Origin of the sequence: Methylobacterium sp. E-041 (genome assembly GCF_022829665.1) — a bacterium.
Taxonomy (GTDB): domain Bacteria; phylum Pseudomonadota; class Alphaproteobacteria; order Rhizobiales; family Beijerinckiaceae; genus Methylobacterium.
Genome location: NZ_JAKSYQ010000285.1, coordinates 151,996 through 164,977, shown reverse-complemented (window position 1 = coordinate 164,977; position 12,982 = coordinate 151,996). Strand labels below are relative to the sequence as shown.

The window sequence follows — 12,982 nt, the reverse complement described above, 5'->3', positions numbered from 1 at the left end:
CGGGCTGACGGAGCAGGCGCGGAACGCGGTACGCGACCCCCTCTCGCGTTCGGGAGAGGGGACCCGCGATCCCGCCGGATGGCATTGGGCGCAGGAGGACGATGTCACATGGAAACGATGACCTTCCGCCACACCACGAAAGGACCGCTCGCCGGCACCAAGCCGCAGGCGATCACCGGCGTCGTCGCATCCGGCAACCTCGAGGTGCTGCTGGAGCGCGTGCTGCCGCCGGACCAATGCACCATCGAGATCGCGACGCCGGTGGTCGGCTACGGCGACGTCTGGGAGGCGGTGGCGGCCGACTTCGTGGCGCGGGCCCAGCCCGGCGGCCTGCGCATCGCGATCAACGACGGGGGCGCCCGGCCCGACACCGTGTCGCTGCGCCTGCTCCAGGGCGCGCGCCTGATGGAGACCGGCCGATGAGCTTGAGCTGGTACGAGGCCAGCGCCCGGCAGCGCGTCGCCGCGCTCGTCGACGCGGAGAGTTTCGAAGAGTTCGTCGGCCCGGAGCAGCGGGCGATGAGCCCCCACCTGCCGCTGTTCGACCTGCCCCGCGCCTTCGACGACGGCATCGTCGTCGGCCGGGGCAGGCTCGACGGCCGCACGGTCTACCTCGCCGCCCAGGAGGGCCGCTTCATGGGCGGCGCCTTCGGCGAGGTGCACGGCGCCAAGCTCGTCGGGCTTTTACGCGCCGCGGTCACCGAGACGCCGGAGGCCGTGCTGATCCTGTTCGACACCGGCGGCGTCCGCCTGCAGGAGGCCAATGCGGGCGAGACCGCCATCGCCGAGACCATGCGCGCCATCGCCGATCTGCGCCGCGCCGGCATCCCGGTGGTCGGGCTCGTCGGCGGCCGCGCCGGCTGCTTCGGCGGCGGCGGCCTAATCGCCGGAACCTGCTCGCGCCTCGCGGTCTCGGAGGGCGGGCGCATCTCGGTCTCCGGCCCGGAGGTGATCGAGACCAACAAGGGCGCCGAGGAATTCGACTCGAAGGACCGCGCCCTGGTCTGGCGCACCATGGGCGGCAAGCACCGGCGCCTCGCCGGCGGCGCCGACCGGTTCTGCGACGACACCGTGGAGGCGTTTCGCGCCGCCGCCCTCGACCTGATCGGCCGGGCGCCGGCCTTCGACCTCGCGACGCTCGAAGCGGAGCAGGCGCGGCTCGAAGACCGCATCGCGCGCTTCGGCGATTGCCGCGACGCCACCGAGATCTGGGCGCGCCTCGGCGTCAACGACCCGGCCGGCGTGCCGGCCCTGTCGGCGGCCGACTTCGACGGCCTCGTCGCCGGGCTCGAGGGGACGACACATGACGCTCGCTGAGATCCTGGCCTCGCTCTTCCCCGACGGCCACGCGGTCGCCGTCGCCGACGGTCTGATCACCGGCCGCGGGCCGCTGGACGGCCGCGACCTCGCGGTGGTCGGCGTCGACGGCGACACGCCGCTCGGGATCGAGGGCGCGCTGGCCCTTTCGGCCGCCGTGCTGGCGACGGTGCGGGCCGGCGGCGCCACGCCGATCCTCGTGCTCGTCGATTCCGACAGCCAGCGCATGAGCCGGCGCGACGAGCTTCTGGGGCTGAACGAGTGCCTGGCCCACCTCGCCAAGGCGCTGCTGCTGGCGGATGCGCAGGGCCACCCGACGATCGGCCTGATCTACGGCCACTCGGCCGCCGGCGCCTTCATCGCCACCGCCCTCGCCACCCGGGTTCTGGTGGCGCTGCCCGGGGCCAACCCGAGCGTGATGGACCTGCCCTCCGTCGCCCGCGTCACCAAGCTGCCGCTGGAGAAGCTCGAGGCGATGGCGAAATCCACCCCCGTCTTCGCGCCCGGCCTCGACAACATGGTCCAGGCCGGCGCGGTGCAGGCGGTGCTCGATCCCGCCAAGCCCCTCGGGCCGCAGATCGCGGCCCTGATCGGCGAGCCGCCCTCGCACGACGCCCGCGACGCCCTCGGCAAGGATCGCGGCGGTCGTCCCGTCGCCCACGACATCGCCGCGCGGGTGGTCGACGCGGCGCGCGCGTGACGACGCTTCGCCGCCACGACCTGTTCGTGGTGGCGCCCGAGGCCTGGGACCGGCTGCTCGCCGGGCGCTCCGACCTCGACGGCGTGCCGCATGTCGCGGCCTGGGCCGCCAACGGCTGGCCGGTGATCGTGCGGCGCCGTCATCCGGACGAGGGCGACCATCTGCCCGCCGGGCTGCCCCTGCCGCCGGCCGCCGGCAAGCGCCGCATCGGCCTCGCGGTGCCGTGGGCCGACGCGACGCCGTCCCCTCCGGTGACCCTCGCCGCCGCGCGCCCATCCGCGCCGCCGGCCTGGCACCTCGCCGTCGACGCGGTGCTGGCGCTGGCCGCCGAATACGGCGTCGTCCCGCAGGTGTTCGGCGGCCTGCTGTGGCAAAGCCTGACCGGCCTCGCCTACCTCTCAACGACCTCGGACCTCGACCTGCTCTGGCCGGCCACCGTGACGCACCGCCTCCTCGACGGCCTCGCCGCGATCGAGGCGGGCGCCCCGATGCGCCTCGACGGCGAAGTCGTCCTGCCGGACGGCGCCGGGGTGAACTGGCGCGAACTCCGCGACGCCCCGCCCGGCGGATCGGTGCTGGCCAAGGGGCTCGATCGGGTGGCGCTGGTTCCTGCGAGCTTGGACCGGTGAGGCCGAAGGATCGAGCCTTCAGCCGATCCCGTCCACCATCCTCATCCTGAGGTGCCGTAGCGAAGCGGAGGCCTCGAAGGAGGCTTCCAGCTTGCGCGCGATTCCCGGAGGGCTCCGTCGAGGCCCGCTGGCGCGGGCGCCTCAGGATGAGGGAGTGGGATGGAGGAGCCCCGCATGCCCTATGGCGTCGAGCCTCAGCCCGCCAGCTCGCCCGCCCGCCGTTTGGCCGCCGCGACGGCCTCCCGCATCAGGGGGCCAAGCGCGTCGTCGCGCATCAGCACGTCGAGGGCGGCGGCGGTGGTGCCGCCCGGCGAGGTGACGTTGCGGCGCAATTCCGATGCGGGCAGGTCGCTCGCGTCGAGGAGGGCGCCGGCGCCGGAGATCGTGGCCCGGGCAAGCCGCGCGGCGACCTGCGGATCGAGCCCGGCGGCGATCCCGGCCTCCGTCATCGCCTCGACCATCAGGAAGACGTAGGCCGGCCCCGAGCCCGACAGGGCGGTGACCGCATCGATCTCGGCTTCCGAGCCGACCCATTCGACGAGCCCGTTGGCGCCGAGCAGAGCCGCGACGGCGGCACGCTGGCCCGCGGTCACCGCCGCGTTCGCGACGGCGCCGGTGGCCCCGCGGCCGATGCTGGCGGGCAGGTTCGGCATTGCGCGCACGATCGCCCGGGCGCTCGGCAGGCGGCCTTCGATGTCGGCCACGGTCTTGCCGGCCAGGATCGACATGACGACGGTGCCCGGGCCGATCATCCGGTCGAGGCCGGGCGAGGCGTCGGCGAACCCTTGCGGCTTGATCGCGAGGACGAGGACGGCGGCGGGCGCGACCGTGGCCGGGTTGAGGGCGAGGCCGCGGGCGGTGCAGAGCGCGCGCAGCGCATCGGACGGATCGGCCTCGACGATCGTCGTGCGCTTCGGGTCGAGGCCGGCCGCGAGCCAGCCTTCGAGCATCGCCCCGCCCATCTTGCCCGCCCCGACGAGGGTGAGGGAGGCGGGCAGGGCGCCCGCCGCGGGAGGAGCGGCCATGGCGGGCCTCAGGCCTCGCCCTCGGTCTCGAACAGGACCGCGTCCAGCGCCTCGCGGGCGGACTTGCCGGCCCAGAGCACGAACTGGAAGGCCTGGTAGTAGCGCTCGCATGCCTCCACCGCCGACTTCAGCAGCATCGCGCATTGCGGATGCGTCGGCACCGAGCCGCCGGCGAGCAGGAGCGAATGGCGGAACATCACCACGTCGTCGCTCGACCACAGGTCGAAATGCCCGATCCAGAGCTGCTCGTTGATCAGCGCGATCAGGCGCTGCACCTCGGTGCGGCGGCGATCCGGCACCTTGAGGTCGAAGGCGCAGGCGACGTGCAGGGCCTCGACGTCCTCGATCCAGGTGAACGCGACCTGGTATTCGGTCCAGCGCCCGGCCACCACGACGGACATCTCGTCCGTCTCGGCGCGATCGAAGATCCAGTCGCGGAGCGCGGCAAGACGCTCCACGACATCGAGCGGGTGCTCGATCCGATCGTAGCCTTCGATGTCGACGTGAAGCTGTGGCATGACGATCCGAGATGACGCCGCCGTATTCCGGCGCCGCGGCATGGTGAACGATAAATAACCAAAGTTCGGAGCCATGTCACGACGCGAAATCACTTGTCCCGATGGGACGGAATATCGCGCGATGACGACTTGGCGGCTCCCGGTCTTCGGCGGGCTAAGGCGAATCAGTACGTCACCGACTATAAACCGGCGCGGACTCGCGACACAAAGCGCTTCGCCCGGCCGGTGAACAGGAAATGGATCGTTCGCGCGCGCTTCCTGTGTACAAGCCCGCCGCCCCGCCGAGACCGATTCGCGCCGGTCGCCCGCGCGTCGGATCAGATCGCCTCGCTCGCTCCGGCGGTGGACGCAGCGGCCGCGGCCGGCGCCGCATCGGCCTCGAGCGCCGCGACCCGCGCGGTCAGCGCCTCGTTCTGCGCGCGCAGGGTGGCGACCATGTCGCGCAGCACGTCGAGCTCCTCGCGGGAGGCGATGTCCATGTCGCGGATCAGCCGCTCGGCCTGGGCACGGATCACGGTCTCGGCCTCGCGGCGCACCCCCTGCGCGGCGCCCGCGGCATCCGTCATCAGGCGGGCGAAGTCGTCGAACAGGCGGTTGGAGGGGGGCATGTGGTCTCCGAAAGCTCGCAGCCGCAACCCGGCCTGCGCCTCGACATAGGAATCCGCGGAGTCCGGGGCAATCCGCCGGCGCGCAGCGGCGCGGGCGGCCACAAAAGAAAACGGGGCCCCGAAGGACCCCGTCGCCGACCGATCAGGGTCGGTCAGATCACATGCGGCGCATCATGTGGCGGCGCATCATGCGGTGCTCCATGTGCCGGCGCATCATGCGACGCTCCATCCGGCGATGCATCATGCGACGCTCCATGCGGTGCATCTGGACATGCTCGATCGCGTCGGGGGCGGTCACGCCCATCGGGGCGCCCGGGGCGGCGGAGGCGGGGGCGGTGATGGCGGCGGCGCCGAGCGAGGCCAGAACGGCAACGGCGAAGGTCAGTTTCCTCACGGAGATAATCCTGTTTCTTGTCGTCGGGCCGCGGCACCCATGTCATCTCCCGGGTCCGGGAGATGAGAGAAGGACGTCGCGCCGGTGAAGCGCGGCGGGTCTCCGCTTCGACCCGCCGCTGGTAACTCGCAACTTACAGATTCGTTTCCTCGAAAGCCTTCACCCACTCCGCGCAAATTCCGGAGCGGACGATGTCGTCGCGGGTGAACTCGACCACGGGGATCGGCATCATCCGGCTCTTGATCAGGTGGATGACGGTGCGCAGCCCCGAGGTCTCGCGCAGGTCGGTCTGCGAGACGTCGCCGTTGATGATCACCTGGCAGGCGTCGCCGATGCGGGTGAGGAACATCTTGATCTCGGCGGTGGTCGTGTTCTGCGCCTCGTCGAGGATCACGAGGCAGTCCTTGAAGGTGCGCCCGCGCATCACCTCGAACGGCACGATCTCGATGTCGCCGGCCTTCAAGGCGATCTCGAAGGCGGCGGCGCCCATCCGTTCCTTCATCGCCTCGGTGAGGGGAGCGACCCAGGGCGCGATCTTCTCCTCCAGCGTGCCGGGAAAGAAGCCGAGCGAACGGCCGCCGGGAACGTTCGGGCGGGTGATGATCACTTTGGCGATCCGGCGCTGGCGCAGCAGGTCGGCGGCGCGTGTGCCGGCGATGTAGGTCTTGCCGGTGCCGGCCGGGCCGAGCACGATGACCTGCGGGTTCAGGGCGAGCGCGTCGAGGTATTCCGCCTGCCGGTCGGTCAGCGGCTGGATCGGGCCTAGGTTTCGTTCCTCGTCGAAGCGGGTCCTGTGCAGCCGGACCGTGCGGTCTTCCACCAGCTCGAGTCGTGCGCGCCGTCTTTTCATCGATCAACACTCCGCGTGGGATTTGCCAACCAAAAGGACTTGCTAACCAGAAACCGCTCTTCGCTCTAACCTTCGTATCGTGGGCTTATCTCTCCTCTCGGAAGCAATGACGTTGCCTTGAGCCGGTTCCGGCCCTCGACACGAAGCTTGTGGACAAGACGAGCCGCTGCGCGGCCCGCCTGGTCGTTGCCGGAGCATGCAACGCGCGCACCATAGAGGCGGGCGATGCGACGGCCGCATGACGGGGCCCGGCAGGTGTTGCTGAAATGGCTCGGACGACGGCGGATGGTGCGCCGGGACGGTCGGGGGATGGGGCCGTGTCCGGTCCGCCCAAGGTCGTGTCCTGCGCCCGACGTCACGCTCGTCCGCGAGCGGCCTCAGGCCGGCTGCAGGAAGCTGTCGAGCACCATCTTGCGACCGGCCTTGTCGAAGTCAACGGTGAGCTTGTTGCCGTCGACGGCGGCCACGTCGCCGGGGCCGAACTTGGTGTGCAGAACCCGCATCCCGGCCTCGAAGGCCGAGGGCGTGCCGGTGGATTTGGCGATCAGCTCGCCCTCGATCTGGCGCGGGCCGCCGCGCCCGCCGCCGGGCGAGGCGCCGAAGCCGCGGGCGGTGGTGTGCGCCGCGCCCTTGCCGAAGTTGCTCTGCTGCCCGGTATTGGCCTGCGCCCGCTGCCAGCCCGGCGTGCCGTAGCTCGAGCCGAAGGGCTGCGGGTTGCGGTCGAAGCGCGAGGCGCCGGCGGAGAAGTGGGCCGGCGCCTCGATCACGTCGACCGCCGATTCCGGCAGCTCGTCGATGAAGCGCGACGGGATGGTCGAGGACCACAGGCCGTGGATGCGGCGGTTGACGGCAAAGGACAGCTTTGCGCGCTTGCGGGCCCGCGTCAGCCCGACATGGGCGAGGCGACGCTCCTCCTCGAGGCCCGCGCGGCCGCTCTCGTCGAGGGCGCGCTGGTTCGGGAAGAGGCCGTCCTCCCAGCCGGGCAGGAACACCGTGTCGAATTCCAGCCCCTTGGCCGCGTGCAGGGTCATCAGCGAGACGCGCTCGGCGCCCTCGGCCTCGGAGGCCTCCATCACCAGCGAGACGTGCTCCAGGAACGCGCCCATGTCGGGGAACTCCTCCATCGAGCGGACGAACTCCTTGAGGTTCTCCAGCCGCCCGGCCGCGTCGGCCGACTTCTCCTTCTGCCACATCTCGGTGTAGCCGGATTCCTCGAGGATGGTCTGCGCCACCTCGGAATGCGGGTTGCTCTCGACGAGCCGCGCCCACCGCGAGAAGCTCTCGGTGAGCGCGCGCAGCGTCGAGCGCACGCGGGGCTTGAGCTCGTCGGTCTCGCAGAGCTTTCGCGCGGCGTGGAGCAGCGGGACCTGCTCGGCGCGGGCGTAGAGGTGGAGCTGCTGCAGCGTCGCGTCGCCCAGGCCGCGCTTGGGGGTGTTGACGATCCGCTCGAAGGCGAGGTCGTCGGACGGGTTGTTGGTCGCGCGCAGGTAGGCCAGCGCGTCGCGGATCTCGGCGCGCTCGTAGAAGCGCGGGCCGCCGATCACCCGGTAGGGCAGGCCGAGCTGGACGAAGCGGTCCTCGATCTCGCGCATCTGCGCCGAGATCCGCACCAGCACCGCGATCTCGGAGAGCGGGTGCTGCTTGGCCTGGAGCGCCTCGATCGATTCCGCCAGGAGCCGCGCCTCTTCTTCCGAATCCCACGCGCCCGACACGGTGACGGGCTCGCCGAGCTCGTCCTCCGTGCGCAGGGTCTTGCCGAGCCGGCCCTGGTTCTTGGCGATCAGGCCCGAGGCGGCGGCCAGGATGTGGCCCGTCGAGCGGTAGTTGCGCTCCAGGCGGACCACCACGGCACCGGGAAAATCGTGCTCGAAGCGCAAGATGTTGTCGACCTCGGCCCCGCGCCAGCCGTAGATCGACTGGTCGTCGTCGCCGACGCAGGCGATGTTCTTGCGCACCTGCCCGAGCAGCCTGAGCCAGAGGTACTGGGCGACGTTGGTGTCCTGGTACTCGTCGACGAGGATGTAGCGGAACCGGTCCTGGTAGTTGGCCAGCACGTCCGGATTCTCGCGCCACAGCTTGAGGCAGAGCAGCAGCAGGTCGCCGAAATCGACCGCGTTGAGCGTGACGAGCCGGGCCTGGTAGGCGGTGTAGAGGTCGCCGCCCTTGCCGAAGGCGAAGGCCTGCGCCTCGCCGGCCGGGATCTGGTCCGGGCCGAGGCCGCGGTTCTTCCAGCCGTCGATGACGTGGCCGAGCGCGCGTGCCGGCCAGCGCTTCTCGTCGATGTTCTGGTCCTTCAGCACCTGCTTCATCAGGCGCAGCTGGTCGTCGGTGCCGAGGATCGTGAAGTCGGATTTCAAGCCCACCAGCTCGGCGTGGCGGCGCAGGATCTTGGTGCCGATGGCGTGGAAGGTGCCGAGCCAGGGCATGCCCTCGCCGGCCGGCCCGATCAGCGTGCCGATGCGGTGCTTCATCTCCCGCGCGGCCTTGTTGGTGAAGGTCACCGACAGGATGTCGAACGGCCGCGCCCGGCCGGTCGTGATCAGGTGGGCGATGCGGGTCGTCAGCACCCGCGTCTTGCCGGTGCCGGCGCCGGCCAGCACCAGGACGGGGCCCTCCGTCGCCTCGACGGCGCGGCGCTGCTCGTCGTTCAGGCCGTCGAGATAGGAGGACGCGCTCGGGCGCAAGGCCCCCATGGCGCGGGCGGCGATGGAGCTGGAGCCACGCTCCGCGTCGGAAGGCGGCGTCGCATGCGAAGAGTTCGGCATGGGCAATCCCTGGACCAAAACGCGAACGGCGTCGAGACCCGGACGCCGAGGCCTCGACGCTGAGGCGCGATCGCCGAGGCCCGGAGCCCGAGGCCCGGACGCAATGTCGCCGCCCCGCGCGGCCGCCGGGCGGGAACTTGAAGCAGGCCGGCCGCTTGCTCACATCATCGACAGACATCCCCCACACAGGAGCGCCCGATGCGCATCGTGCCGATCGCCATCATCGCCGCCCTCGCCGCCACGCCCGCCCTCGCGCAGGTCCGGCAGGGCAACCCCGACGCCGCCAACGAGTCCTTCGCCCGCCAGGGCGAGTCCCGGGCGCTGCAGCAGAACCTCACCTCGCAGAACAACACCACGCGCATGGAGATCCAGCGCAGCCAGCAGATGCAGGCGCCCCAACCCACCCCGGGCGTGATCGTCGCCCCCCGGCGCTGAGCCGAGCCCGCGGGCGTTGAACCAAGGCCGCGGGCGCCCTGGCGCCTGCGGTCGCCCGCCGTGCTATGCCCGCCGTGAACCCGCCGGGTGGCGCGGGGTGCATGCGGAACGATCACGGTGCGTGACCTCCTGACCGCGCTCGCGGGCGCCGTCATCCTGATCCTCGTCGCGGCGCTCGCGGTGCCGCCCTTCATCGACTGGCCGACCCATCGCGCCTTCGTCGACGCGACTGTGAGCCGGTCCCTCGGCCTGCCGGTGCGCAGCGAGGGCCGCATCGACGTGCGGCTGCTGCCCTCGCCGCGCCTGCGCCTCGACCGCCTTCATCTCGGCGACGAGCCGGGACGGCCCGCCCTCGATCTGCGCTTCGTCAAGGCCGAGCTCGGCCTGAGCCCGCTGCTGGCGGGCGCGTTCCGCTTCACCGAGACCCGGATCGGCCGCGCCGAGGTCAAGCTGCCGGTGACCGAGGGCGACGCCCTCGTGGTGCCCGCCGGCCTCGGCGAGGCCCTGCGCGGCCGCGACCTCGCGATCGAAGACCTCCACGTCCAGCAGCTGCTGCTGACCACGGTGGTGCCCGCGACCGGGCGCACCGACCAGTTCTACGCGGAAGCCGTGCAGATCCAGGCGCCGGCCCTCGTCGGCCCCTGGCGGGTCGCGGGCACCAGCGGCGTCCTGCCGTTCACCCTAGTCAGCGGCGAGCCGGCGGCGGACGGCGCCGTCGCCCTGAAGCTCTCGGGCGGCGGCGACGCCCATCCGCGCTTCGAGGCCGACGCCCGCATCGCCTTCGTGCCGGCGGATCCGCGCGGCGGCGCCCGCAGCACCGAGCCGCGCCCGCTCGTCGCCGAGGCCGAGGGCAGCGCCCGCCTCGTCGTCGGCCCGCCGGCCCAGGCCGCCGGCGCCTACCTGCCGTTCGCGCTGGGCGGCAAGTTCAAGGCCCGCGGCGCCCTCGTCCGGTTCGAGGGCGTCAACGCCGAGATCGATCCGGGCGGGCAAGCCTTGCGGCTTTCCGGCAGCGGCCAGATCGACCTGCGCCGCTGGCGCGCGGGGCTGACCCTGGAGGCGCGCCGCCTCGACCTCGACGCCTTCCTGCTCTCGCCGGGCGGGCAGGCCTTCGTGGCGCGCGGGCTGCCCAAGGTGGGCGCGAAATCGGGTGGCGGCCTGCCGGTGATGCTCGACCTCGACCTCTCGGTCGAGGCGGCCGTGCTCGGCTTCGAGGAATGGTCCAACCTCAAGGCCACGGGCACCCTCGACCGCACCGGCGGCCTGCTGCTGCGACGCTTCTCGGCCGTGGCGCCGGGTGCGGCGACCGTCACGGCCAGCGGCGAGATCGACACCGATCCGAGCCCGCGCTTCACCGGCCCGGTCGCGCTCGCGGCCCCGGCCTCCGACGGGCTCGGGCGCTACCTGCGCCGGCTCGGCCTCGACGGGCCGCCGACGGCGCTGCTCGACGGGCGGCCGGTCGAGGTCTCGGCCGAGGTCTCGGCGGCCGGCACCGCGTTCTCCCTGCGCAACCTCCGGCTCGCGCTGGGCGAGGCGCAGGTCACCGGAAATGCCCGCTACACCCCGGCCGAGGGCCGGACCCGCGGCCGGTTCGACGCGCAGATCCGCGCCCGCGGCCTCGACGTCGCCGGCCTGCCGCCGCTCGGCAACGCGCTCGCGGGGCTGCACGGCCACGACCTCGGCCTGACCATCGAGGCGCGCGACCTGCGCTACGGCGCGACCGGCACCGGGAACGGCACGCTCTCGGCCAGCATCCAGTCGGACGGCGCCGCCCTCGTCGTCGACAGCCTCGACGTGACGGACCTGGCCGGCGCCAACGCCAAGCTGTCCGGGCGGATCGGCGCCGACGGCACGGGGCGCGTCGCCGGCCGGCTCTCGGCCCCGGTGGCGGCGCCGCTGCTCGCCCTGGTCGACCGGGTCTGGATCGCGGAGACGCGCCTGATCCCGGCCTTCCTGCGCGCCGGCGCGCTCGACCTCGCCGTCACGCTGGAGCGCGACGCGGGCGACGCCGACGCGCTGCGGCTCGCCGCCACGGGCCAGGCCGCGGGCGGCAGCCTCGACCTGTCGCTGGTCAGCCGCGCCGGCGCGGTCGAGGGGGCGAGGATCCGCCTCGCGACGCCGCGGGCCGGCACCTGGCTCGGCCGCACCGACATCGCCGGCCTGCAGCAGCCGGCCGACCTGAGCCTGGTGGCGGCCCGCGCGGCCGACGGCGGCCTGACGCTCCAGGCGACCGGCACGATCGCCGGCGCCACGCTGTCGACCGCGACGCCGCTGCGGCTTCCCACCGAGGGCGGCCCGCCCCGATCCGGCGCGCTGCGGATCGAGACCGCCGACCTCGCGCCGTTCCTGACGCTGGCGGGCGCCGCCGCCCTCGCGCCGGGGCCGTGGCCGGCCGACCTTTCCGTCGCGCTGACCCGGCAGGGAGACGACGCGCGTGCCGCGCTCGCCGGCCGGATCGCGGGGGCGGCCCTCGATGCGACCCTCGTCCGCGCGCCGGACGGGGCGCTGTCGGGAACGGCGCGCCTCGCCCGCCTGTCCCTGCCGCACCTCGCGGCCGCCCTGGCGATGCCGGCGGGCGCCGCCGGCCGGTTCGGCCCGGTGCCACCACCGGGACCGCCGGTCTCCCTCGACCTCAGGGTCGACCAGCTCGAGCTCGGGCGCGGGCTCACCGCCTCGGGCGCCGCCATGGCGTTGGGGTTCGAGGAGGGGACCCTGACGCTGCGCGACCTCTCGGCCAGGCTCGCCGAGGGCCGGATCGCCGGCTCGGCGACCCTGTCGCGGCGCGGCGGCCTCGCCTCGATCGCGGGCGAGGGCACCGTCGCCGAGCTGTCGATCCCGGCGCTCGCGGGGGGCGGCCCGCTCGGCGGGCGCCTGTCGGCGGCGCTGCGCTTCGGCACCTCCGGCGAGACGCCCGGCGCGCTGGCGGCCAACCTCTCGGGCACCGGCAGCCTCACGCTCGCCGCCCTCAACCTGCCCGAGACGGATCCCGCCGCCGTCGGGCGCGCCCTCGTCCGCGCCCTGCAGATCGAGGACCCCTTGCGCGACGGCCGGCTCCAGGCCCTCGTCGCCGAGGAGCTGTCGAAGGCCGCCACCGGCACGACGCAGCCGGCCTCGGCGCCGGCCACCATCATCGGAGGGGTCGTGCGCGCCGGGCCGCTCGACCTCGATTTCGGCGCGGCGCGCTGGAACGGGACGCTCGGCTACGATCTTCGAACGAGCCGGCTCGACGCCCGCGGCACGCTCGGCGGCGGTGCGGCGCCGAAGGGCTGGAGCGGCGGGCCGCCCGCGATCCAGCTCGGCTTCGCCGGCCCGCTCGCCGCGCCCGAGCGCAGCCTCGACGTCGGCCCGCTCACCACCGGGCTCGCCGCCCTGGTGCTGCAGCGCGAGCTCGAGACCATCGAGCTGATCGAGGCCGACCAGATCGAGCGCCAGCGCCGCCGCGCCCGGATCGAGATGGACAAGGCCCGCGCCGCCGCCCTCAAGGCCGCCGCCGAGAAGGTCGCTGCGGAAAAGGCGGCTGCGGAAAAGGCGGCCGCCGACAGGGCCGCGGTCGAGGAGGCCGCCCGCCAGGCCCGGCTCAAGGCGCAGGCCGCCGAGGAGGCTGCCCGCCGCGCCCGCGCCGAGACCGCCGAACCGCCGCCGGCCGAGCGCCCGCTCGACATCCGCCCGCCGCCCGCCCAGCCGTGATGCGCGTCCTCCCTCCCCCGCAGTGGGGGGGAGGGCGTGTTCCTATCTCGGCGGCGCC

The 12,982-nt window shown here is 73.2% G+C and carries 12 protein-coding genes; 6 read left to right on the top strand and 6 right to left on the bottom strand.

Features of this window, described 5'->3' with window-relative positions; translation table 11 throughout:
* Positions 1-108: 108 nt before the first annotated feature.
* From mdcC to mdcG, 4 genes are read left to right on the top strand one after another with little or no spacing between them, the layout of a single operon-like run.
* Entirely contained in the window at positions 109-423 is a 315-nt protein-coding gene (gene mdcC / locus MKK70_RS26455) for a malonate decarboxylase acyl carrier protein (RefSeq protein WP_147726513.1), read from the top strand.
* The gene (locus tag MKK70_RS26450; protein WP_147726514.1) at positions 420-1,316 is read left to right on the top strand and encodes a biotin-independent malonate decarboxylase subunit beta; all 897 of its coding nucleotides are present in this window, start codon (positions 420-422) and stop codon (positions 1,314-1,316) included. The genes mdcC and MKK70_RS26450 overlap by 4 nt, the downstream gene beginning before the upstream one ends.
* Entirely contained in the window at positions 1,303-2,016 is a 714-nt protein-coding gene (gene mdcE / locus MKK70_RS26445) for a biotin-independent malonate decarboxylase subunit gamma (RefSeq protein ID WP_243950879.1), read from the top strand. Before MKK70_RS26450 ends, mdcE begins: the two co-directional genes overlap by 14 nt.
* Positions 2,013-2,645, top strand: coding sequence for a malonate decarboxylase holo-[acyl-carrier-protein] synthase (gene mdcG, locus MKK70_RS26440; protein WP_243950878.1), 633 nt, complete (start codon positions 2,013-2,015; stop codon positions 2,643-2,645). Before mdcE ends, mdcG begins: the two co-directional genes overlap by 4 nt.
* A 194-nt stretch (positions 2,646-2,839) precedes the next feature.
* Here mdcG and proC read toward each other — a convergent pair whose 3' ends face one another.
* The 6 genes from proC to MKK70_RS26410 all read right to left on the bottom strand — a co-directional run bounded on the left by proC (position 2,840) and on the right by MKK70_RS26410 (position 8,805).
* Positions 2,840-3,670 carry a pyrroline-5-carboxylate reductase gene (proC, locus tag MKK70_RS26435; RefSeq protein ID WP_243950876.1) on the bottom strand — a complete coding sequence of 277 codons (831 nt, stop codon included), beginning with the start codon at positions 3,668-3,670 and terminating at the stop codon, positions 2,840-2,842.
* A gap of 8 nt (positions 3,671-3,678) precedes the next feature.
* Positions 3,679-4,188, bottom strand: a complete 510-nt coding sequence (locus MKK70_RS26430) for a YbjN domain-containing protein (RefSeq protein WP_147726522.1) — start codon at positions 4,186-4,188, stop codon at positions 3,679-3,681.
* Between the two features lie 317 nt (positions 4,189-4,505).
* Positions 4,506-4,796, bottom strand: a complete 291-nt coding sequence (locus tag MKK70_RS26425; RefSeq protein ID WP_147726524.1) for an accessory factor UbiK family protein — start codon at positions 4,794-4,796, stop codon at positions 4,506-4,508.
* Between the two features lie 157 nt (positions 4,797-4,953).
* Positions 4,954-5,190 carry a hypothetical protein gene (locus MKK70_RS26420; RefSeq protein ID WP_147726526.1) on the bottom strand — a complete coding sequence of 79 codons (237 nt, stop codon included), beginning with the start codon at positions 5,188-5,190 and terminating at the stop codon, positions 4,954-4,956.
* Positions 5,191-5,323: 133 nt separating this feature from the next.
* Positions 5,324-6,040 (bottom strand): PhoH family protein, encoded by a 717-nt coding sequence (locus MKK70_RS26415; protein ID WP_147726528.1) that lies wholly within the window; start codon positions 6,038-6,040, stop codon positions 5,324-5,326.
* Positions 6,041-6,417: 377 nt separating this feature from the next.
* Entirely contained in the window at positions 6,418-8,805 is a 2,388-nt protein-coding gene (locus tag MKK70_RS26410; protein WP_243950874.1) for an ATP-dependent helicase, read from the bottom strand.
* Positions 8,806-9,003: 198 nt separating this feature from the next.
* On the opposite strand from MKK70_RS26410, the gene MKK70_RS26405 reads away from it, so the two are divergent.
* Positions 9,004-9,240 (top strand): hypothetical protein, encoded by a 237-nt coding sequence (locus MKK70_RS26405; RefSeq protein WP_147843467.1) that lies wholly within the window; start codon positions 9,004-9,006, stop codon positions 9,238-9,240.
* 117 nt (positions 9,241-9,357) lie between these two features.
* Positions 9,358-12,924: an AsmA family protein gene (locus MKK70_RS26400; protein ID WP_243950872.1), complete on the top strand. Its 3,567-nt coding sequence runs from the start codon at positions 9,358-9,360 to the stop codon at positions 12,922-12,924.
* Positions 12,925-12,982: the final 58 nt, after the last annotated feature.